Source organism: Pseudomonas marginalis (assembly GCF_001645105.1).
GTDB lineage: Bacteria > Pseudomonadota > Gammaproteobacteria > Pseudomonadales > Pseudomonadaceae > Aquipseudomonas > Aquipseudomonas petroselini.
Map to the genome: position 1 here is coordinate 274739 of NZ_LKEG01000052.1, position 22045 is coordinate 296783.

Here is a 22045-nt window from a genome sequence, read left to right on the forward strand (position 1 = left end):
CGAGTGTCCCTGATCGCTTCAGACCACTTCCGCATCGTTGTCGGCCTCGGCAAGAGCGGCATGTCCCTGGTTCGCTTCCTGGCGAACCGGGGCAAGCCGTTTGCTGTGGCCGATACGCGGGAAAATCCACCGGAGCTGGTCACGCTGCGCCGTGACTACCCGCACGTGGAAGTGCGTTGTGGCGAGCTGGATGTCGAGTTTCTGTGCCGCGCCGATGAGCTCTACGTGAGCCCCGGCCTGGCGTTGGCGACACCGGCCCTGCAAGCCGCAGCGGCGCGTGGCGTGAAACTGTCCGGCGATATCGACCTGTTCGCGCGTCACGCGAAGGCGCCGATCGTGGCGATCAGCGGTTCCAACGCAAAAAGCACTGTCACCACCCTGGTCGGCGAGATGGCTGTGGCGGCCGGTAAGCGTGTCGCCGTGGGCGGCAACCTCGGTACGCCGGCGCTGGACCTGCTCAGCGACGACATCGAGTTGTACGTGATGGAGCTGTCGAGCTTCCAGCTGGAAACGACTCACGACCTTGGCGCCGAAGTCGCCACCGTCTTGAACGTCAGCGAAGATCACATGGACCGCTACAGCGGCCTGCCGGCGTATCACCTGGCCAAGCACCGAATCTTCCGCAGCGCCAAGCAAGTGGTGGTCAACCGCCAGGATGCGCTGAGCCGTCCGCTGATGGGCGAGGGCCTGCCGTGCTGGACCTTCGGCCTGAGCAAACCCGATTTCAAAGCCTTCGGCATCCGCGAAGAGCACGGCGAGAAGTACCTGGCCTTCGAATTCCAGAACCTGATGCCGGTGCGCGAGCTGAAAATCCGTGGCGCGCATAACCAGTCCAACGCCCTCGCGGCGTTGGCGCTCGGGCATGCGGTGGGCTTGCCGTTCGACGCCATGCTCGCGAGCCTGCGCACCTTCGGCGGCCTCGAGCATCGCTGTCAGTGGGTGCGTGACCTCGACGGCGTCAGCTATTACAACGATTCCAAGGCCACCAACGTCGGTGCGGCCCTGGCTGCCATCGAAGGCCTTGGCGCCGATATTGAAGGCAAGCTGGTGCTGATCGCCGGTGGCGACGGCAAGGGCGCCGACTTCAAGGACCTTAAAGGCCCGGTGGCCGCGCATTGCCGTGCCGTGGTGCTGATCGGGCGCGATTCTGACTTGATCGCCGCCGCCCTGGGCGATGCCGTGCCGCAAGTACGCGCCACGTCGCTGGACGACGCCATCGCCCACTGCAAAGCCCTGGCCCAGCCTGGCGATGCGGTGCTGCTGTCGCCGGCGTGCGCCAGCTTCGACATGTTCAAGAACTACGAAGAGCGCGGCCAGCTGTTCGCCCGCGCCGTGGAGGCCTTGGCATGAGTATCGACTTCAGAAACATCATCAAGCCGTACCCGTCGCCGATCATTACCGGGCGCGGTATCGACCTGGATTTCCCGATGCTCGCCGGTTGCCTGGCATTGCTGGGCCTGGGGTTGGTGATGATCACTTCGGCGTCCTCCGAAGTGGCTGCCGTGCAGTCGGGCAACACGCTCTACATGATGATCCGGCACTTGGTTTACCTGGTGATCGGCCTCGGCGCCTGCATCGTCACCATGATGATTCCCATCGCTACCTGGCAACGCCTGGGCTGGCTGATGCTGATCGGGGCGTTCGGCTTGCTGATCATGGTGATCCTGCCCGGCATCGGCCGCGAGGTGAACGGTTCGATGCGTTGGATCGGCTTCGGCGCGTTCAACGTGCAGCCGTCGGAAATCGCCAAGGTGTTCGTGGTGATTTACCTCGCCGGCTACCTGGTACGTCGCCAGAAAGAAGTGCGCGAGAGTTGGATGGGCTTCTTCAAGCCGTTCATCGTGCTGTTGCCCATGGCTGGCCTGCTGCTGATGGAGCCTGACTTCGGGGCCACCGTCGTGATGATGGGGGCAGCGGCGGCGATGCTGTTCCTCGGCGGCGTGGGTCTGTTCCGCTTTACCTTGATGGTGGTGCTGGCGGTGGCGGCGGTGACGGTGCTCGTGCAAGCGCAACCCTACCGGATGGCGCGTCTGATCACCTTTACCGACCCCTGGTCCGATCAGTTCGGCTCCGGTTATCAATTGACCCAGGCGTTGATCGCCTTCGGTCGTGGCGAGTGGCTGGGCGTCGGCCTGGGCAACAGCGTGCAAAAACAGTTCTACCTGCCGGAGGCGCACACCGACTTCGTGTTCTCGGTGTTGGCCGAAGAATTGGGCGTGGTGGGTTCGCTGTGCACCGTCGCGTTGTTCGTGTTCGTGTGTGTGCGCGGCATGTACATCGGCATGTGGGCCGAGAAGGCCAAACAGTATTTCGCTGCTTACGTGGCGTACGGCTTGTCGTTCCTGTGGATCGGCCAGTTCCTGATCAATATCGGCGTGAACGTCGGCCTGCTGCCGACCAAGGGCCTGACGTTGCCGTTCCTCAGCTACGGCGGCAGTTCGTTGGTGATCTGCTGCGCCTGTCTTGGCTTGTTGCTGCGCATCGAGTGGGAGAGTCGTACCCACCTGGGCAGCGAAGAGATGGAGTTCAGCGAAAGCGACTTCGCCGAGGAGCCGACCCATGGGCGCTAACGTGCTGATCATGGCTGGCGGCACCGGGGGCCACGTGTTCCCGGCACTGGCCTGCGCGCGGGAATTCCAGAACCGTGGCTACACCGTGCACTGGTTGGGTACACCGCGTGGCATCGAAAATGAACTGGTGCCCAATGCTGGCTTGCCGCTGCACTTGATCAACGTCACCGGCCTGCGCGGCAAGGGCAAACTGTCCCTGCTCAAGGCGCCGTTTGTGTTGCTCAAGGCGGTGTGGCAGGCGCGCAAAGTGATTCGCGACGTGCAGCCGGTGTGTGTGCTCGGGTTTGGCGGTTATGTGACCGGTCCTGGTGGTGTGGCGGCGAAGCTCGCCGGCGTGCCGGTGATCGTGCACGAACAGAACGCCGTCGCCGGCACCGCCAACCGCTTGCTGGTGCCCTTGGCCGCACGGGTGTGTGAAGCGTTCCCGAATACGTTCAGTGCGTCGGACAAGCGCCGCACCACCGGCAACCCGGTGCGCACCGAACTGTTCATGGACATCGCCCGCCAGGCGTTGGCCGGGCGCAAGGCGCACCTGCTGATCCTGGGCGGAAGCCTGGGCGCCGAGCCGCTGAACAAATTGCTGCCGGAAGCGGTGGCGCAACTCCCTGCGGAATTGCGCCCGGAGATCTTCCACCAGGCCGGCAAGAACCACGATGAAGTCACCGCCGCGCGTTACCGCGAAGCCGGTGTGGAGGCGAACGTACAGCCTTTCATCAAAGACATGGCCCATGCCTATGGCTGGGCCGACCTGGTGGTCTGTCGCGCTGGTGCGCTGACCGTCAGTGAACTGGCCGCCGCCGGTCTGCCGTCCTTGCTGGTGCCTTTGCCCCATGCGATTGACGATCATCAGACCCGCAACGCCGAATATTTGGCCGGGGAGGGCGCTGCCTTCCTGCTGCCGCAAAGAACGACTGGCGCCGCCGATTTGGCCGCACGCCTGACCGAGGTTTTGATGCAACCGGAACGACTCAACAGCATGGCGAGCACCGCAAGCCGCCTGGCCAAACCTGACGCAACCCGCACCGTGGTCGATATCTGCCTGGAGGTGGCCCATGGTTGAGAATCAGAAAGCCATGCCACAACCTGAGATGCGCCGCATCCGTCGCATCCACTTCGTTGGTATCGGCGGCGTGGGTATGTGCGGCATTGCCGAAGTGCTGCTGAACCTGGGTTATCAGGTATCCGGCTCTGACTTGAAAGAGTCGCCGGTCACCGATCGCCTGAAATCCTTTGGCGCACAGATCTTTATCGGCCACCGTGCCGAGAACGCCGCGGAGGCTGACGTGCTGGTGGTTTCCAGCGCCGTGAACACCTCCAACCCGGAAGTGGCGACGGCCCTTGAGCGCCGCATTCCCGTGGTGCCACGCGCCGAGATGCTGGCCGAGCTGATGCGCTACCGCCACGGCATTGCCGTCGCCGGTACCCATGGCAAGACCACCACCACCAGCCTGATCGCCTCGGTGTTCGCCGCCGGTGGCCTGGACCCGACGTTTGTCATCGGTGGCCGCCTGAATGCAGCCGGTACCAATGCCCAGCTCGGCACCAGCCGTTACCTGATCGCCGAAGCCGACGAAAGTGATGCCAGCTTCCTGCACCTGCAACCGCTGGTGGCCGTGGTCACCAACATCGACGCCGACCACATGGCGACCTACGACGGTGACTTCAACAAGTTGAAGAAAACCTTCGTCGAGTTCCTGCACAACCTGCCGTTCTACGGTCTGGCCGTGGTGTGCCTGGATGATCCGGTGGTGCGTGAAATCCTGCCGCAGGTCAAGCGCCCGACCGTGACCTACGGCTTCAGCGAAGACGCCGACGTGCGCGCGATCAATGTGCGCCAGGAAGGCATGCAAACCTACTTCACCGTGCTGCGTCCCGACCGTGAGCCGCTGGACGTCTCGGTGAACATGCCGGGCAACCACAACGTATTGAACTCCCTCGCGACCATTTGCATCGCCACCGATGAAGGCGTCAGCGATGAAGCCATCGTCGAAGGCCTGTCGCGCTTTGCCGGTGTTGGCCGTCGCTTCCAGGTCTACGGCCAACTGCCGGTAGAAGGCGGCGATGTGATGCTGGTGGACGATTACGGTCACCACCCGACCGAAGTCGCCGCCGTGATCAAGGCTGTGCGGGGTGGCTGGCCGGAGCGCCGCCTGGTGATGGTGTACCAGCCGCACCGCTACAGCCGTACCCGCGACCTGTATGACGACTTCGTCAATGTACTGGCCGATGCCAACGTGCTGCTGCTGATGGAAGTCTACCCGGCCGGTGAAGAGCCGATCCCGGGCGCCGACAGCCGCAAGCTGTGCAACAGCATCCGCCAGCGTGGCCAGTTGGACCCGATCTACATCGAGCGCGGTGTGGACCTGGCGCCGATCGTCAAGCCGCTGCTGCGTGCCGGCGACATCCTGCTGTGCCAGGGCGCTGGTGATATCGGTGGTCTAGCACCTAAGTTGCTCGCCAGTCCGCTGTTTGCAGCCGCCCAGGGGAAGTCGAAATGACCACTGACTACGGCTCCCTGTTCTCGACCATCACGCCTGCCGACTTCGGCCGCGTGGCGGTGCTGTTCGGCGGCAAGAGCGCCGAGCGCGAAGTGTCGCTCAAGTCCGGCAACGCCGTGCTCGAAGCCCTGCAAAGCGCCGGTGTGAACGCGTTCGGCATCGATGTGGGCGATGATTTCCTCGCTCGCCTGCAGGCCGAGAAGATCGATCGTGCCTTCATCATCCTGCACGGCCGTGGCGGTGAAGACGGCAGCATGCAAGGCCTGCTGGAGTGCGCCGGCATTCCTTATACCGGCAGCGGCATCCTCGCCTCGGCGCTGGCCATGGACAAGCTGCGCACCAAGCAGGTGTGGCACAGCCTGGGTATTCCAACACCGCGTCACAGTGTGCTGTGCAGCGAAGACGATTGTATTTCTGCAGCCAAGGAACTGGGCCTGCCTTTGATCGTCAAACCAGCCCATGAAGGCTCCAGTATCGGCATGGCTAAAGTGAACTCGGCCGCCGAATTGATCGACGCATGGAAAGCGGCAAGTACCTACGATTCGCAAGTGTTGGTGGAACAGTGGATCCAAGGTCCCGAGTACACCATCGCCACCCTGCGTGGCCAGGTATTGCCGCCTATCGCATTGGGCACGCCCCACACCTTTTACGACTACGACGCCAAGTACGTGGCTTCCGATACCCAGTACCGGATCCCGTGCGGCCTCGACGCAACCAAGGAACAGGAATTGATGGACCTCACGGCGAAAGCCTGTGAGGCGCTGGGTATCGCCGGTTGGGCGCGGGCAGACGTGATGCAGGATGACCAAGGGAATTTCTGGTTCCTGGAAGTCAACACTGCACCGGGCATGACCGATCACAGCCTGGTACCTATGGCCGCCCGTGCCGCCGGTCTGGACTTCCAGCAGTTGGTGCTGGCGATCCTGGCCGCAAGCATTGAGCCCAGAGGCTAAGACATGAAAGGCGCATCGCTTCGTCATCAGCCCCCACAAGCACCGAGCCGCAAGCCGGTGCCACGGGGTGCCAGCCGAATGGTGGCTAAAGAGCCGATGTCGGCGCGCCTGCCGAAAGCCAATTTTGGTTTCCTCAAGGCGCTGTTCTGGCCGGTGCTGCTGGTGGTGTTGGGCTTCGGCACTTACGAGGGCGCACAGCGTCTATTGCCGTACGCCGACCGGCCGATCACCAAGATCAGCGTACAGGGCGACCTGAGCTACATCAGTCAGCAAGCGGTACAGCAGCGCATCGGCCCGTACCTGGCGGCGAGCTTCTTTACCATCGACCTGGCGGGTATGCGCGCCGAGTTGGAACAGATGCCGTGGATCGCCCACGCCGAAGTCCGCCGCGTGTGGCCGGACCAAGTGACGATCCGCCTGGAAGAACAACTGCCCGTGGCCCGTTGGGGTGACGAGGCGCTGTTGAACAACCAGGGCCAGGCGTTCACCCCGCGTGAGCTGGCCAATTACGAGCACCTGCCGCAGCTGTTCGGGCCGCAGCGGGCGCAGCAGCAAGTGATGCAGCAGTACCAGGCCTTGAGCCAGATGCTGCGGCCACTGGGCTTCTCCATTGCACGCCTGGAACTGCGTGAACGGGGCAGCTGGTTTTTGACGACCGGGGCAGGCAGTTCCGGCCCGGGCATCCAGTTGTTGCTGGGACGCGACCGCTTGGTGGAAAAGATGCGCCGCTTCATTGCCATCTATGACAAGACCTTGAAAGAACAGATTACGAACATTGCGAGCGTCGACCTGCGTTACGCCAACGGCCTTGCCGTCGGCTGGCGTGAACCGGCTGCGCCCACGGCAGCGCAACCCGCTGTCGCGAAGAATTAAGAAGAGGCAGGACCCATGGCAAACGTGCAAAGCGGCAAAATGATCGTCGGTCTCGATATCGGCACCTCCAAGGTGGTGGCGCTGGTGGGCGAGGTCGGGGAAGACGGCGTCATCGAAATCGTCGGTATTGGCACGCATCCGTCCCGGGGCCTGAAGAAGGGCGTGGTGGTGAACATCGAGTCCACCGTGCAATCGATCCAGCGCGCCATCGAAGAAGCGCAGCTGATGGCGGGTTGCCGGATTCACTCGGCGTTCGTCGGCGTGGCCGGCAACCATATCCGTAGTCTGAACTCCCACGGCATCGTGGCGATCCGCGACCGCGAAGTCAGCTCGGCCGACCTTGAGCGCGTCCTCGACGCTGCCCAGGCCGTGGCGATCCCGGCTGACCAGCGCGTGCTGCACACCCTGCCGCAGGACTACGTGATCGATAACCAGGAAGGCGTTCGCGAGCCCTTGGGCATGTCGGGCGTACGTCTGGAAGCCAAGGTTCACGTGGTGACCTGCGCCGTCAACGCTGCACAGAACATTGAAAAATGCGTGCGCCGCTGCGGCCTGGAAATCGACGACATCATTCTTGAGCAGTTGGCCTCGGCTTACTCGGTACTGACCGACGACGAAAAAGAGCTGGGCGTGTGCCTGGTCGACATCGGCGGCGGCACCACCGACATCGCGATCTTCACCGAGGGTGCGATCCGTCACACCGCCGTGATCCCGATTGCCGGCGACCAGGTCACCAACGACATCGCCATGGCGCTGCGTACGCCGACCCAGTACGCCGAAGAAATCAAGATCCGCTACGCCTGCGCCCTGGCCAAGCTGGCCGGTGCCGGCGAGACCATCAAGGTGCCAAGCGTGGGCGACCGTCCACCGCGCGAACTGTCGCGCCAGGCTCTGGCTGAAGTGGTCGAGCCGCGTTATGACGAGCTGTTCACCCTGATCCAGGCTGAACTGCGTCGCAGCGGCTACGAAGATTTGATCCCGGCCGGCATCGTGCTGACCGGTGGCACCTCGAAGATGGAAGGCGCGGTCGAACTGGCCGAGGAAATCTTCCACATGCCGGTTCGCCTGGGCGTACCCCATGGCGTCAAAGGCCTGGGCGACGTGGTGCGCAACCCGATTTATTCCACCGGTGTGGGCTTGCTGTTGTACGGGCTGCAAAAGCAGACCGACGGCATTTCCCTGTCGGGCCCGAGCAACCGTGACAGCTACCGCAGCGACGACGAGGCGAAAGCGCCGTTGTTCGAGCGGCTGCAGGCTTGGGTCAAGGGCAATTTCTAACGATTTACCGCAACACCGCAGTAAGCAGTAGGCGAAAAAACTAGAGAAAACGAAAGGAGAGGGAACATGTTCGAACTCGTAGACAACATCCCCGCCAGCCCGGTCATCAAAGTGATTGGTGTTGGTGGTGGCGGCGGCAACGCTGTCAACCATATGGTCAAGAGCAACATTGAAGGCGTTGAATTCATCTGCGCCAACACTGATGCCCAGGCGCTGAAAAGCATCGGCGCGCGGACCATCCTGCAATTGGGCACAGCTGTGACCAAGGGCCTTGGCGCTGGCGCCAATCCGGAAGTCGGCCGTCAAGCCGCCCTGGAAGACCGTGAGCGTATTGCCGAAGTGCTGCAAGGCACCAACATGGTGTTCATCACCACGGGCATGGGCGGCGGTACCGGTACCGGTGCGGCGCCGATCATTGCCGAAGTGGCCAAGGAAATGGGCATCCTGACGGTCGCTGTGGTGACTCGTCCGTTCCCGTTCGAAGGTCGCAAGCGCATGCAGATCGCCGACGAAGGCATCCGTCTGCTGTCTGAAAGCGTCGACTCGTTGATCACCATTCCTAACGAGAAGCTGCTGACTATCCTGGGCAAGGACGCAAGCCTGCTGTCCGCGTTCGCCAAGGCTGACGATGTACTGGCCGGTGCCGTTCGCGGTATCTCCGACATCATCAAGCGCCCAGGCATGATCAACGTCGACTTTGCCGACGTACGTACCGTGATGAGCGAAATGGGCATGGCGATGATGGGCACTGGCTGTGCCAGCGGTCCGAACCGTGCACGTGAAGCCACTGAAGCGGCTATCCGCAACCCGTTGCTGGAAGACGTGAACCTGCAAGGTGCACGCGGCATCCTGGTGAATATCACCGCCGGCCCTGACCTGTCCCTGGGTGAGTACTCCGACGTGGGTAGCATCATCGAAGCCTTCGCTTCCGAGCACGCGATGGTCAAAGTCGGTACCGTGATCGATCCGGACATGCGTGATGAGCTGCACGTGACTGTGGTTGCGACCGGCCTGGGTGCCAAAATCGAGAAGCCTGTGAAGGTTATCGACAACACCCTGCATAACAGCCAAGCCAGCCACGCCAGCCAATCGGCTGCCGCTCCAGCGCCTTCGCGCCAGGAACTGCCGTCGGTGAACTACCGTGACCTGGACCGTCCGACCGTGATGCGCAACCAGGCTCAGGCCGGTGCTGCGGCGTCCCGTAGCCCGAATCCGCAAGATGATCTGGACTACCTGGACATCCCGGCATTCCTGCGTCGTCAGGCCGATTAATGGAATGTATCAGGGCTATGAAGGTGATTGGTGTTCAGCAAAGGTCTGGTCTGCTATTATCGCCAGCCTTTGTTGATACCAGTTCGCAATTTGCGCTGAAGCGGTCCAAGCCATGATTAAACAACGCACTCTGAAGAATATTATTCGTGCCACAGGTGTAGGTCTGCACTCCGGGGAGAAGGTATACCTGACCCTCAAGCCTGCACCTGTCGACACCGGCATCGTGTTTGTGCGTGCCGACCTGGACCCTGTGGTGCAGATACCTGCTCGCGCGGAAAACGTTGGCGAAACCACGATGTCGACCACATTGGTCAACGGTGACGTCAAGGTGGACACGGTGGAGCACTTGCTCTCGGCCATGGCCGGTTTGGGCATCGATAACGCCTACGTCGAGCTCTCCGCGTCCGAAGTCCCGATCATGGATGGCAGCGCTGGACCCTTCGTATTCTTGATTCAATCTGCCGGCCTGGAAGAACAGGACGCAGCCAAGAAGTTCATTCGCATTCTGCGGGAAGTGACAGTAGAGGACGGCGACAAGCGCGCCACCTTCGTCCCGTTCGAAGGCTTTAAAGTGAGCTTTGAGATCGATTTCGATCACCCGGTATTCCGTGACCGCACTCAAAGTGCAAGCGTGGATTTTTCCAGCACTTCGTTCGTAAAAGAAGTCAGCCGCGCCCGTACCTTTGGTTTCATGAGTGACATCGAGTACCTGCGCAAGCACAACCTCGCACTCGGCGGCAGCGTTGAAAACGCCATTGTGGTCGACGCGGATGGTGTACTGAACGAAGACGGCCTTCGCTACGAAGACGAGTTCGTGAAGCACAAGATCCTCGATGCAATCGGTGACCTCTACCTGCTGGGCAATAGCCTGATAGGCGAGTTCAAAGGCTTCAAGTCGGGCCACGCCCTTAACAACCAGCTGCTGCGCAAGTTGATTGAGCAGACAGACGCTTGGGAAGTCGTGACCTTCGAAGATGCCAGCACCGCACCGATCTCTTACATGCGTCCCGTTGCGGCGGTGTAAGTAACAACTCTCTTTCTTTAGTTTTGAAAGGCCACCTTCGGGTGGCCTTTTTTTTTGCTTGAATTTCAGTGCCTTGTATTTATCCGGGTTGCGATGGAGCGTCGAGGTGGAAATGTATTTGTGGTCGGGTAGGGGTTTATGTTCCGGTCGCCAGGTGTTGAATTTTTTTGCAATAGTTAGCGGGTTTTCTTTATTCAAGCTGTCTGAGTAATGTAGTGCTGTCGTACTGTTTTTCGATGTGAAGCATGGATGCTCTGAATTGTGGTTTCCACGAATTTCGGAGTGATTTTTATGTTTATGATTGTAGAGCTTGGCAGATTGTTCGATATGAACTTCGTCGGTTATGCCGGGAGTGTTCGAGCATGAGTAAAGAAGACGCTATCTTGCACTCGTTCGGTCTGAAGCTCGGTCTGCCCGGGCTGAAGTTTGATGCTTCTCGCGCGTGCCAGTTGAGAGTTGAGGGGCTCAAGCTGGCAATTTATGATAATCGAGTCAGAAAGAGTATGACAATTCTTTGTGAACTCTCGGATCAATCGATGAGTGACACGGAGGTCCTCGATTGGCATAAGTTTCTGTTTGAATCACAATTTGAATACTTGAATAAGGATACGGCTGTCGTCGGGCTAAATTATCGGTCAGGTGCAATGGTCGCGATGAGTCATATCGCTGATCACGATCTGTCTCTCTCACAGCTCATTGCGAAACTAAATGAGCTGATTGAATGGGTGCTGGAGTGTTCCCACCGGTTTGCCACCCGATCACGTCAGGTGCTTATCGGCCTGTCGCCCCTCACTTATCACTGTGCGAAGAGCCTGAGCAGAGGTCATTATGCCTAGTATCAGCCCGACCAATTCCCATGACACCCTTCCCACCTTCCCTGACGCATCGGCAGTCGGTGTTTTGGAAAGTAATGGTGTAAAGCGCCGAGTAACTATTGATGATGCCACTGGCCGATTGGGTGGTTCACTACCTGATTCATCAGGTAGCGGTTCCACGGTAGACAAGGATGTTGCTGCTCGACAGATTGTGAAGGCGATTCGGGGATTCATCAGTGGAAAGTCTCATGAGCGGATGATTCACAACGGTTCGCTATGGATGGGCGCGCCGGCCAGTGCTGAGAAAGACCACATTGATAAACTTTCAAGGAATAACCTCAAAACGCTTTATAAAGAACTGGGGGGACTGTCCGCACAGGAAAGTAAATTTCTCACCGAGTTTTTTAATGTGCCTCTGTATGCGACCCATAGTACGGCCGCTCCGGTAAAACGTGAGGATGACAACATTGCATTGTTTTCGCGTCAAAAACTGATTGATCGAAGTATTATTTTTAATACTGATAATTCACCTCAGGAAGATATAAAGCTATTGGGTAATGATGACTTTGTATTTTTTGCCTTGGAGGCAGGCGTCGAACCCAAGAAGCCAAGTAGCCGTTTTGGTGGTACCACGTTTCGTTTCGGATTTGACGCGCCTGCGTTCAAGGATTCAGCGTGGTTAAGTTTGGTTGAAATGCGTTTTGCACAGACGCCAAATTTGGATCGACATATAGACAGCTTGAGCGGTCCCGAATACGCCCGGGTCTCAAAGCGAAAACTTAATCCATTTGAGACTGTTTTTTCAGGGGGGGACATGAGAGCGGGTATTGGCTTATCGCTTATTCAGGATTTTCGGAAGCTTTCACCGGCATCAAACCATCGTATGCTTGAATGTACGGGAGAAGTGGAAATGAATAAGCTTGTTAATGGCTTCTATCGTCCAGAGATAAAAGTCGCCAGGCATTTTTTCTCGGACAACTATAGGGAGGCGGCCGTCAGAAAGGATGACAAGACATAGGCCAACTGTTGACGGCGTGCGGGGCGCGGCGTTCGTGATGCGATGCACTTACCTGGCAGGCGCAGGTGTTACAGGGTGCTGGCATCCACAATCCGATTACGCCCTGTGTGCTTGGCCTCGTACAACGCCTGGTCCGCACTCAACAGCAACGCCTCCAGCGATAGGCGACTGCGTTTATCCCAGGTGCTCATGCCGATGCTCACCGTAATCGGCCGCTCGCTCCCTGTTACCCGCGGCAAGTGTTCGACAGCGCTGCGGATATGTTCGGCAATCACCCATGCGCCCCGGGTATCGGTCAAGGGAAGCACCACCGCAAACTCCTCACCGCCATAGCGTGCCGCCAGGTCGGCAGGGCGGCGGATGTTGGCGCCGATGACCTGCGCCACCGTACGCAGCGCCTCATCACCGCCTTGATGGCCATGGCGGTCGTTGAAGGCCTTGAAGTGGTCCACGTCGATCATCAACACCGTCAGGGGGTCAGTTGAGCGCTGAGCGCGGTCCCATTCCAGGCGTAGGCGTTCATCCAGCACGCGCCGGTTGGCCAGGCCGGTCAGCGCGTCGGTGGCTGCCAGTTCTGACAGGACGCGTTCAGCGCGATAACGACGCCGCAGTTCCCGGCGCAGCATCCAGGTCAACCACAACAAACCCATACACAGAAAGCCGGTGGCGCCACTGGTCAGCAGTGCGGCGCGTTTCCAGGGAGCGAACACATCCTCGCTGGACAGTGCCACTACCACGATCAGCGGCAGTTCTCCGACAGTGGTGAAGGTGTATAAGCGCTCCTTGCCGCTGATGGCCGAGATGGCCTGGAAGCTGCCGATGCCTTCATGCAGCATTCTCTTGAAATTGGGCCGCGTGCTCAGGTCCTTGTCGATCATGTCGCGTTCAAGCAGTGGCTGCTGCGCCAGCAGAATGCCTTTTTTGTTCAGCAGATTGACGCTGCTGCCGTTGCCGATCGTGAGGGTGTTGAAGAGCTGGTCGAAATACGCCAGGCGCATCGTCGCGACCGCGACCCCGGCGAATTCGCCATTGGGTCCCGACACCCGGCGACTGAATGCCATGCGCCAGACCTGGTCGCAGTCGCAATGGATCTTGAACGGGCGGCTGATAAACAGGCCGACGTTCGCGTCCTGGGTATGCGCCTGGAAATAATCGCGGTTGGAAAAGTTACGGGCTGAGGGCCGCAGCGTGGAGGAGTCCGCGATCACATTGCCATTGGCGTCCAGCAACAGGACTTCGCCCTTGAAGGGCGCCGCTGTGGATAAGTCAAACTGGACCAAGTGCTGGATATTGGCGGCGACTTGGGATAAGTCCTCGCGCTGGGTGGCTGCAATCAATCCATTGAGCGCCAAGTCGTACAGCTCGACGTTACGCAGCACATCGGCATTGATCAGTTGGGCAATGTTGGTGGTTGAACGGGTAGCGGCCTGCAGGGTGCTGGCGTGTTCGCGGATCAGTAACGCCGCGACAATGATCACAATCAGAACAACAGTGAGGCCACTGCCCAGGATCAACAGGAGCTCGGGGTGTGCAGGTGCGGTACGAACACGGCGTTGACTCATCGGGCAGACTTCAGCGGTGTGGATGCTGGCAGTTTAGTTCTACCCGATGAAAATTAAATGGGTGGTTAAAAAGAAAGATTGCGCCTTAAAACACGTTGATCGGATAGTCGACGATCACCCGGTACTCATCCACGTCCCGATCCACCGCCGAGTAGCCGTTGCTGCCGCGGTTGACCGCCCATTGCAAGCGCACCGCCAGGTCCTTGGCCTTGCCCCCCTGTACCACGTATTTCAGGTCGATATCCCGCTCCCAATGCTTGGCGTCCTTGCCGTCGGCGCTGTACCAGGCGCTGTAGCCACGGCTTTGCGGGTCGACCTTGGTCAGGTCGGTCTTGCCGCTGATATAGGACACCGCCGAGGTCAGGCCAGGCAGGCCCAAACCGCCGAAGTTATAGGCGTACTTGAGTTTCCACGAACGCTCATTGGGGCCGTTGAAGTCCGAATATTGCTGGGAGTTGTCCAGGTACACGCTGTCACCTTGCGCGATGTAGTCGAACGGCGTGTTGCCGTTGACCCGCTGGTACGCGGCGGTGACGCTGTGGTGGCCGACGTCCACGGTGAAGTGCAGGCTGTAGGTGTTGTTGTCGATATCACCCAGCAGCGACTGCCCGGTGTCCTGGGTGTGGTAGTAGTGCAGACCGGGGTTGAGACTGATCATCTCGTTGACCACATAGGTGTAGTCCAGGTCGTAGTAGTACTGGTTCCACACGTCCTTGAGCTCGGAGGCATAGAGGTTGCTGGTCAACCCGTCGATACCGCTGAACGACACACCGGCCCAGTTCATGTGCTGGCTGTCAGCCGTGTTGGGCAGTGCGCCGTAGCTGGTGCCGATACGACGGTGGCCGCTCTGGTTGTAGAGCTTGGTGAAGCTGGCCTGGCCGCCTTCGAACATCCAGCCGTCGAGGCTGTGGTTGGTCAGGCTCACGCCACGGAAGGTCTGCGGCAACATGCGGGTCGCGCCGCCGGCGATCACCGGGTTATTGAGGAACAGGTCGCCGGCCCTCAACTCGGTATCGAACGCGCGCATTTTCAAGGTGCCGCCCGCCGTCGAGAACGAGCCGGGCGCCTTACCGTTGCCGCTGCCGTACGGAAGGATGCTGGAACCGTCCGTGCCGCCACCGCCATCGAGCTTGAGGCCGAGCATGGCATGGGCGTCCAGGCCGAAACCGACGGTGCCCTGGGTGTAGCCGGATTCGAAGAGGCCGATGAAACCCTGGCCCCATTCCTTGCTGTCATCGGTGTGGATGTCGCGACGGTCGCGGTTCATGTAGTAATTGCGGGTGTTGATGTTGAGGTGGGCGCCTTCGACGAAACCGTCGGCGGGGGTGGTGTCTGCCGCGTGGGCAAGAGGGACGATCGTTGCTGCAATCGCGAGGAATAACGGGGTCAACGTCAGCGAGTTCTTCACCGGTGTAGCTCCTTTGGTCAAACGGAAACGGCCAATGTCGTGGGGGGATGCCTGGCCTTTTTTACGGCAAAAAAAAGCCGCTGAAGTCAGCGGCTTTAAGACAGATTCCCAGTGTAGAGCCCTGGAAATAAGTCGAGGGAAATTCGGGTAAGCGGGAGGCTGCCTTTGCCGTCGCGCTCATCGATGCGTCAACTTAACGCAGGCGAGCGGTACGGTACAGAGTGTAACAAGATAATGACTGTTGCCCAAACCGCAACAGTTGCGATGACTATCTCGATGACGGGTGCACTGCGATCCCAGTGTGGGAGGGGGCTTGCTCCCGATGACGGTGTGTCAGTCACCGATGTTCTGGCTGATCTATCGCTATCGGGAGCAAGCCCCTCCCGCAGTGGGTCGTGGTGGTTTCAGGAATCAGGCTGGCAGGGTGATGCCAAAGGTATTGCCACGACTGTCGCTGCGCACGAACACATCACCGCCGTGCATCAAGGCAATTGCCTTGACGATGGCCAGCCCCAGGCCATGGTTGGCGCCGCTGTTGCTGCGCGACGCGTCCACCCGATAAAAGCGCTCGAACAGGCGCGGCAGGTGTTCGCTGGCAATCACATCGCCGGGGTTGGTCACACCGATTGCCACCTGATGTTCCTGCACTTCGATACTCACCACGATGACTTGCCCCGGCTCGGTGTGCTGCACCGCGTTGCTCAGCAGGTTGATCAGCGCACGGCGCAGGTGGGCCTTTTCGATCTGCACCTGGGCATCGCCATGCACCTGTACCTGCACCTGGGCGTCTTCGAGGATGAAGTCCAGGTAGTCGAGGGTGGTCGCCACTTCGTCGGCCAGGGAGCTTTCGATCAGTTTGGTGGCCTTGCTGCCCTGGTCGGCGCTGGCGAGGAACAGCATATCGTTGATGATCGAACGCAGGCGCTCCAGCTCTTCGAGGTTCGATTGCAGCACCTCGAAGTAATGCTCGGCCGAGCGCCCGCGGGTCAGCGCGACCTGGGTCTGGCCGATGAGATTGGTCAGCGGCGAACGCAGTTCGTGGGCCACGTCGGCGTTGAAGGATTCCAGGCGCGAATAGGCCTGCTCCACGCGGTCGAGGGTGGCGTTGAACGAGTTGACGAACTGGTTCAACTCCGGTGGCAGCGGCGACAGCTGCAGGCGCCCGGAGAGTTTCGGCGGGGCGAGTTTGCGGGCTTCCTCCGACAGCTTGATCAGCGGCTTGAGACCGATGCGCGCCACCCAGAACCCCAGCAGCGAGGCCAGCACCACGCCCACCAGTGCCAGGCTGATCAACGCCACCAGCAGATGGTGCTGGGTGGCGCGGAAGTTCTCGGTGTCGATGGCGATCATAAAGCGCAGCGGCGGGCGTTGATCCTTGGCCGGGAACTGGCTCACCAGTGCCTTGAAGGGATGTTTGTAGCCCGGCAGATGCAAGTCGCGCTTGCCGGTTTGTCCTTCGGCGAAGGCGCGGATCTGCGCATCGGGCTCTCCGTATTCGTAGGTCGGGTCGCTGCTCACCACCCAGAAACGAATGCGCTTGTCTTCCTCACCCAACAGCTTGAGCTTGGCCTTGATCTTCTGCCAATGGTCCGGTGTGCCGAAGCGATTCACCGAGGATTCGAGCACGCTGTAACGGGCATCCAACTCGGCCCCCGGCAACAACCCCAGGCCCCGGTCCACCTGCTGATACAACACGCCGCCGATCAACAGGAAGATCAGCAGCGCCACCAGGGTGAACATGCCGCTCAGGCGCAGCGCAATTGAGTTAGCCACCACTTGGGGTCTCCACCAGGCGACTCTCCAGCACATACCCCATGCCACGGATGGTGTGCAGCAGTTTCTGTTCGAATGGCCCGTCGAGTTTGGCGCGCAGGCGCTTGATCGCGACTTCCACCACGTTGGCGTCGCTGTCGAAATTGATGTCCCAGACCATTTCCGCAATCGCGGTCTTGGACAGGATCTCGCCCTGGCGCCGCGCCAACACGCTGAGCAGCGAGAACTCCTTGGCGGTGAGGTCCAGGCGCACGCCATTACGGCTGGCCTTGCGGCTGATCAGGTCGATCCACAGGTCGGCGACCGTCACCTGCACCGGCTCATGACCGCCGCTGCGGCGGGTCAGGGCCTGCAGGCGCGCCACCAGTTCCAGGAAGGAAAACGGCTTGCCCAGGTAATCGTCGGCGCCTTCGCGCAAACCACGGATGCGGTCTTCCACGCGCTCGCGGGCCGTGAGCATGATCACCGGCGTCTGCTTGCGCGCACGCAAGGCGCGCAGTACGCCAAAGCCATCGAGGCCGGGCAGCATCACGTCGAGCACGATCACCGCGTAGTCGTTTTCCAGGGCCAGGTGCAGGCCTTCGACGCCTTCGCGGGCCACGTCGACGGTATAGCCTTGCTCCGTCAGGCCGCGGTGCAGGTAGTCTGCGGTTTTTTCTTCATCTTCAATAATCAGGACGCGCATGAGCCTTTTTGCTCCAGGGCCGGGCCTCAATCTGTGGTTGCCAACGCAGGCGTCGGTGTGGGCCGGTGGAAAAACTTCTCCAGGTACAAGTATATGACCGGCGTAGTGAACAGCGTCAGCGCCTGGCTCACCAGCAGTCCGCCGACGACCGCGATACCCAGCGGCTGGCGCATTTCCGCGCCGGGGCCGGCGCCGAGCATCAGCGGCACGGCGCCGAGCAGGGCGGCGAGGGTGGTCATGATGATCGGCCGGAACCGCGTGACGCAGGCTTCATAGATCGCATCCTCCGGCGACAGGCCCCTGACGCGCTGGGCGTCCAGGGCAAAGTCGATCATCAGGATGCCGTTCTTCTTGACGATCCCGATCAGCAGCACCAGGCCGATCAGCGCCATGATCGAAAAGTCCTGGCCCATCAGCGACAGCATGATCAGTGCGCCCAACCCAGCAGATGGCAAGGTGGAAATGATCGTCAGCGGGTGCACAAAACTCTCATACAGCACACCGAGGATGATGTAGACCGCCACCAGCGCCGCCAGGATCAGCCACGGCTGGCTGGCCAACGAACTCTGGAACGCCTGGGCCGCGCCCTGGAAGTTGCCGATGATGGTGGTGGGCATGCCGATTTCATTCTTGGCCTGGTTGAGCATGATCACCGCATCGCCCAGCGCCACGCCGGGCGCCAGGTTGAACGACAGGTTGGCCGCCGGGAACATGCCGTCATGGCTGATGGACAAGGGCCCCACCGTCGGTGGATCGACCTTGGCCAGTGCCGACAGCGGCACCATCTCGTTGGTCAGCGGCGACCGCAGGTAGAAGTAATTCAGGCTTTCGGCTTTGCCGCGTTGTTGAGTGTCCAGTTCCAGCACCACTTGGTACTGGTTGATCTCGGTCTGGAATTCGTTGATCTGCCGTTGGCCGAAGGCGTCGTACAGCGCCTGGTCGACATCGGTGGCGGTCAGGCCGAAACGTGCGGCGGCCTGACGGTCGATGCTGATGTGGGTGATGCTGCCGCCCAGTTGCAGGTCGTTGGACAGGTCGCGAAACGCGGGGTTGGCGCGCAGTTTTTCGGTGAGGCGCTGGGTCCAGGTGTTCAGCGTCGGGCCGTCGTTGCTCTTGAGTACGTATTGGTACTGGGCGCGGCTGGGGCCCGAACTCAAGTTGATGTCCTGGCCGGCGCGCAGGTACAGCACGATGCCCGGCACCTTGGCCAGTTTCGGCCGGATGCGGTCGATGAACTGGCTGGCGGACACATCGCGATCACCGCGATCCTTCAGCGCGATCCAGAAGCGGCCGTTGGCGATGGTCTGGTTGCTGCCGGTCACGCCTACCGAGTGAGAAAACGCTTGCACCGCCGGGTCGTCCTTGACGATCTCGGCCAGCGCCTTGTGCTTGGCGACCATGTCGGGGTACGACACATCGGCCGCCGCTTCGCTGGTGCCGAGCACAAAACCGGTGTCTTGCACCGGGAAGAAACCCTTGGGGATGAACACGTAGCCAACCACGGCCAGGGCGAGGGTCACCAGGAAGATCGCCGCCATGCTGCGTTGATGGGCCAGGGCACGGCGCAGGTTGCGCGCGTAACCAGCCAGCAGGCGCTCGCTGAAGCCGGGTTTGTCGTGGGTGGTGTGGGTCGGCGCACGCATGAACAGCGCGGCCAATGTCGGTGCCAGCGTCAGCGAGACCACCACCGAAATCAGGATGGTCGAGGTGGCGGTCAGCGCAAATTCCTTGAACAACCGCCCGACCACACCCCCCATGAACAGCAGCGGGATAAACGCCGCCACCAGCGAGAAGCTGATGGACACCACGGTAAAACCAATCTCGCCGGCGCCCTTGATCGCCGCTTCGCGTTGGCCCAGCCCGGCTTCCAAGTGACGGTGAATGTTCTCCACCACAACGATCGCATCGTCCACCACAAACCCCACGGAGATCACGATCGCCACCAGGGTCAGGTTGTTCAGGCTGAAGCCCATCAGGTACATCAGGGCAAAGCTGGCCACCAGTGACACACCGAGCACGCTGGACACAATCAGCGTCGCCGACAACTGGCGCAGGAACAGCGCCATCACCGCCACCACCAGCAGGATCGCGATCAGCAGGGTCACTTCGACTTCATGCAGCGATGCGCGAATGGTCTTGGTGCGGTCGGTCAACACGCTGACCTGCACCGAGGCCGGCAGCATGCCTTGCAGGCGCGGCAGCTCGGCTTGAATACGGTCCACGGTCTCGACGATATTCGCGCCGGGCTGGCGCGAGATCACCAGGTTGACCCCCGGCGTGTCGCCGGACCAGGCCTGCACGTAGGCGTTTTCCGAACCGTTGACGACCTTGGCGATATCGCGCAGTTGAACCGGCGCGCCATCCTTGTAGGACACAATCAACTGCGCGTAATCCTCGGGGAGGAACAACTGGTCGTTGGTCGACAGGGTCGACACGCTGTTTTCGCCGTAGATCGCGCCCTTGGCCAGGTTGAGGCTCGATTGCTGGATGGCCAGGCGGATATCGGCCAGGGTCAAGCCGATGGCAGCCAGTTTGTCGGGGGAGGCCTGTACGCGGATCGCCGGGCGTTGTTGGCCGGTGATGTTGATCTGGCCGACGCCGTCGATCTGGCTGATCTGCCGGGCCAGCAGGGTTTCCACGTAGTCGCTCAGCTCGGTACTGGGCATGCTGTCGGAACTGACGCTGAGGATCAGCACCGGGCTGTCCGCCGGGTTGACCTTCTTCCAGGTCGGCAGGCTCGGCATATCGCTGGGCAACTTGCCGGACGCAGTATTGATCGCCGCCTGCACTTCTTGCGCGGCGGTGTCGATGCTCTTGTTGAGGGTAAATTGCAGGGTCAGGAGGCTGGAGCCCAAGGCGCTGCTGGAGGTCATCTGGGTCATGCCGGGGATGGCGCTGAATTGCACCTCCAACGGCGTGGCCACGGATGAGGCCATGGTGTCCGGGCTGGCGCCGGGCAGGGTGGCGCTGACCTGGATCGTCGGAAATTCCGCTTCCGGCAGTGGGGCGATGGCCAGGCGCGGGAAGGCAATCATTCCCAGCAGCACCAGGGCGAAGGTCAGCAGCAGGGTGGCGACCGGGTGGTCGACGCACCAGGCCGACGGCGAGCGGCTGCCGCTCATGGCTGCACCTTGGCGTCGACGGTCTGGATCACCTGCGGCGGCTCCTTGAGCACCTCCACCTGGGCCCCGGCCTTGAGCCGCGACTGGCCGTCACTGACCAGCACATCGCCGGCCTGCACACCCTTGATGATGTTCACGTCGCTGTCTTGGTAGGTGACCTGCACCGGCACCACGTCGACCTTGTCACCGTTGACCCGGTACACAAAGTGCGAATCCAGGCCGCGTTGCACCACCGTCGACGGCACCACCAGCGCGTTTTTGTCGAGGGCGGTCTGAATCTTGATGGTCACCAATTGCCCCGGCCACAGGCGTTGCGAGGCGTTGCTGAATTCAGCCTTGGCACGCAGGGTGCCGGTGGTGGAACTGATCTGGTTGTCGATCAGGCTCAAGTGGCCTTCGCCGAGCAGGTCGCCGGTCTGGCCGTCGGTGTCGGCGCCCATGTAGGCATCGACGCTGGCCTTTGTGGGCGCTGCGATCAAGCCTTGCAGGGTGGGCAGCATCTGCTGCGGCAGGGAGAACTCGACGGCAATCGGGTCGATCTGGGTGACCGAGAACAGGCCCTGGGCATCGCTGGTGCGTAGGAAGTTACCTTCGTCCACGGTGCGAATACCCACGCGACCGCTGACCGGCGAGCGAATCTGGGTATAGGACAGTTGCACTTGAGCCGAATCGATCGCGGCCTGGTTGCCTTGGGCGGTGGCCTTGAGCTGGTTGACCAGGGCTTGTTGCTGGTCATAGGTCTGCTTGGACACGCCATCGTCGACGCTCAACGCCTTGTAGCGCTTGAGGTTGACCAGCGCCACCTGCAACTGGGCCTGGCTCTCGCCCAGTTGCGCCTTGGCCTGGTCGAGGCTGGCACGGATCGAACGGTCATCGATGCTCGCCAGCAGGTCGCCGGCCTTGACCCGTTGGCCTTCCTTGACCAGCAATTGGGTGAGAATGCCGTCCACTTGCGGGCGTATGACCACGCTGTGCAAGGACAACACGGTGCCGATCCCACTGACAAAACGCGGAATATCCTGCTGCGCCACGCTCACCACCCGCACCGGAATCGCAGTGGGCGCCGCCAGTTTGCTCTTGGCCGGGCGGGTCAATGCCCAGGCTGCAATCGCCAGCACCACGAGGACACCCACGATCAGGGCGGTTTTTCGTTGAATTTGCATGGGGTGAGGCGCCAGGGCAAAGGATTGGAGG

Annotated in this window: 17 protein-coding genes; 11 read left to right on the forward strand and 6 right to left on the reverse strand. The window is 60.8% G+C overall.

The window, feature by feature from the left end; translation table 11 throughout:
• Positions 1 to 3 precede the first annotated feature (3 nt).
• The 11 genes from murD to AO064_RS23480 all read left to right on the forward strand — a co-directional run bounded on the left by murD (position 4) and on the right by AO064_RS23480 (position 12301).
• Positions 4 to 1350: a UDP-N-acetylmuramoyl-L-alanine--D-glutamate ligase gene (murD, locus tag AO064_RS23430; RefSeq protein WP_064054788.1), complete on the forward strand. Its 1347-nt coding sequence runs from the start codon at positions 4 to 6 to the stop codon at positions 1348 to 1350.
• Complete coding sequence (gene ftsW / locus AO064_RS23435) at positions 1347 to 2570, forward strand: putative lipid II flippase FtsW (RefSeq protein ID WP_012722295.1); 1224 nt, start codon at positions 1347 to 1349, stop codon at positions 2568 to 2570. Before murD ends, ftsW begins: the two co-directional genes overlap by 4 nt.
• Entirely contained in the window at positions 2560 to 3630 is a 1071-nt protein-coding gene (gene murG, locus AO064_RS23440; RefSeq protein ID WP_046034337.1) for an undecaprenyldiphospho-muramoylpentapeptide beta-N-acetylglucosaminyltransferase, read from the forward strand. Before ftsW ends, murG begins: the two co-directional genes overlap by 11 nt.
• The gene (gene murC / locus AO064_RS23445) at positions 3623 to 5068 is read left to right on the forward strand and encodes a UDP-N-acetylmuramate--L-alanine ligase (RefSeq protein ID WP_012722297.1); all 1446 of its coding nucleotides are present in this window, start codon (positions 3623 to 3625) and stop codon (positions 5066 to 5068) included. Before murG ends, murC begins: the two co-directional genes overlap by 8 nt.
• Complete coding sequence (locus AO064_RS23450) at positions 5065 to 6021, forward strand: D-alanine--D-alanine ligase (RefSeq protein WP_012722298.1); 957 nt, start codon at positions 5065 to 5067, stop codon at positions 6019 to 6021. The genes murC and AO064_RS23450 overlap by 4 nt, the downstream gene beginning before the upstream one ends.
• Positions 6022 to 6024: 3 nt before the next feature.
• The gene (locus AO064_RS23455; protein WP_046034338.1) at positions 6025 to 6894 is read left to right on the forward strand and encodes a cell division protein FtsQ/DivIB; all 870 of its coding nucleotides are present in this window, start codon (positions 6025 to 6027) and stop codon (positions 6892 to 6894) included.
• Positions 6895 to 6909: 15 nt separating this feature from the next.
• Positions 6910 to 8172, forward strand: coding sequence for a cell division protein FtsA (gene ftsA, locus AO064_RS23460; protein ID WP_010213031.1), 1263 nt, complete (start codon positions 6910 to 6912; stop codon positions 8170 to 8172).
• Positions 8173 to 8238: 66 nt separating this feature from the next.
• Positions 8239 to 9444 carry a cell division protein FtsZ gene (gene ftsZ, locus AO064_RS23465; RefSeq protein WP_012722300.1) on the forward strand — a complete coding sequence of 402 codons (1206 nt, stop codon included), beginning with the start codon at positions 8239 to 8241 and terminating at the stop codon, positions 9442 to 9444.
• A gap of 112 nt (positions 9445 to 9556) precedes the next feature.
• Positions 9557 to 10468: a UDP-3-O-acyl-N-acetylglucosamine deacetylase gene (gene lpxC, locus AO064_RS23470; RefSeq protein ID WP_003171886.1), complete on the forward strand. Its 912-nt coding sequence runs from the start codon at positions 9557 to 9559 to the stop codon at positions 10466 to 10468.
• 362 nt (positions 10469 to 10830) lie between these two features.
• A complete protein-coding gene (locus AO064_RS23475; RefSeq protein ID WP_064054789.1) occupies positions 10831 to 11304 on the forward strand; it encodes a CesT family type III secretion system chaperone in 474 nt (157 codons plus the stop codon).
• Positions 11297 to 12301 carry a hypothetical protein gene (locus AO064_RS23480; RefSeq protein WP_147469604.1) on the forward strand — a complete coding sequence of 335 codons (1005 nt, stop codon included), beginning with the start codon at positions 11297 to 11299 and terminating at the stop codon, positions 12299 to 12301. The genes AO064_RS23475 and AO064_RS23480 overlap by 8 nt, the downstream gene beginning before the upstream one ends.
• A 68-nt stretch (positions 12302 to 12369) precedes the next feature.
• Here AO064_RS23480 and AO064_RS23485 read toward each other — a convergent pair whose 3' ends face one another.
• From AO064_RS23485 to AO064_RS23510, 6 genes are all read right to left on the reverse strand, one after another.
• Complete coding sequence (locus tag AO064_RS23485) at positions 12370 to 13863, reverse strand: sensor domain-containing diguanylate cyclase (protein ID WP_064054791.1); 1494 nt, start codon at positions 13861 to 13863, stop codon at positions 12370 to 12372.
• 85 nt (positions 13864 to 13948) lie between these two features.
• Positions 13949 to 15271 (reverse strand): OprD family porin, encoded by a 1323-nt coding sequence (locus AO064_RS23490; protein WP_064054792.1) that lies wholly within the window; start codon positions 15269 to 15271, stop codon positions 13949 to 13951.
• Positions 15272 to 15682: 411 nt separating this feature from the next.
• Complete coding sequence (locus tag AO064_RS23495; RefSeq protein WP_064054793.1) at positions 15683 to 17047, reverse strand: heavy metal sensor histidine kinase; 1365 nt, start codon at positions 17045 to 17047, stop codon at positions 15683 to 15685.
• On the reverse strand, positions 17037 to 17729 hold the full coding sequence (locus tag AO064_RS23500) for a heavy metal response regulator transcription factor (RefSeq protein WP_012722306.1): 693 nt from the start codon (positions 17727 to 17729) through the stop codon (positions 17037 to 17039). Before AO064_RS23500 ends, AO064_RS23495 begins: the two co-directional genes overlap by 11 nt.
• Positions 17730 to 17755: 26 nt before the next feature.
• A complete protein-coding gene (locus AO064_RS23505; RefSeq protein WP_064054794.1) occupies positions 17756 to 20851 on the reverse strand; it encodes a multidrug efflux RND transporter permease subunit in 3096 nt (1031 codons plus the stop codon).
• Positions 20848 to 22014 (reverse strand): efflux RND transporter periplasmic adaptor subunit, encoded by a 1167-nt coding sequence (locus tag AO064_RS23510; RefSeq protein WP_064054795.1) that lies wholly within the window; start codon positions 22012 to 22014, stop codon positions 20848 to 20850. Before AO064_RS23510 ends, AO064_RS23505 begins: the two co-directional genes overlap by 4 nt.
• Positions 22015 to 22045: the final 31 nt, after the last annotated feature.